The organism is Hydrogenophaga electricum (assembly GCF_030160815.1).
GTDB classification, from domain to species: domain Bacteria; phylum Pseudomonadota; class Gammaproteobacteria; order Burkholderiales; family Burkholderiaceae_C; genus Hydrogenophaga; species Hydrogenophaga electricum.
This window is the reverse complement of the sequence record NZ_BSPB01000180.1, coordinates 1-619: the sequence shown is the minus strand read 5'-3', so window position 1 is coordinate 619 and position 619 is coordinate 1. Positions and strand designations below refer to the sequence as shown.

Sequence of the window (619 nt, the reverse complement as noted above, 5' to 3'; positions counted from 1 at the left end):
TTTGGAAAAACAGAACCGGCATAAATTCAACATTCCATTTTTTGTATAATTTTAATTTTGGGTTTAGACTTTTACATTTGAGTCCCTGTAAATTTTATATTTACGTTTGAGTCCCTGTAACCTTACATTAAGGTCCTTGAGTCAGTTTTTGTTAAAAAAAATCAAGAAAAAAGTGAGAAAAAAAAAGGCAGAAAGGTGCATAAAAAAAGAAAAGAAAAAAAAAGCCGCACAAAAAAAACAGAAAAGAAAAGGAAAAAAAAAGAAAAGAAGAAAGAAGAAAGAAAGAAAAGAGAAAATACTGTTATGTTTGAGCTGAACTTCATATATCAGAGTTGTGCATGAGTTGTTCCTAGTGCTATCTTGTGGTATTGTTTGTGTCTAGGCTCGCGTCTCTAGTACGTTCTAGCCTAGGACCAGCACGGTGCTTGACTTTGAACAATTATTCAACTTTGCATTCTCTGATTTGAGCATTTGCTATTCCTTTGCTACATATTTAAGCCTACCCAGAGCTCCACAGATTTGATTGCAGCCGTACAACAAGTGTTCGCCAAGGCATCGATACATGCAACCTCCATTGGGGTGCTTGGTTGAGTCGGTGTACATCACCATTCCGCTTGCA

At 36.2% G+C, this 619-nt stretch carries 1 protein-coding gene; it reads left to right on the top strand.

Annotation, left to right across the window (positions count from 1 at the left end; all coding sequences use genetic code 11):
* The first annotated feature begins 136 nt into the window (after positions 1-136).
* On the top strand, positions 137-316 hold the full coding sequence (locus tag QQK43_RS23785) for a hypothetical protein (protein ID WP_284309657.1): 180 nt from the start codon (positions 137-139) through the stop codon (positions 314-316).
* Positions 317-619: the final 303 nt, after the last annotated feature.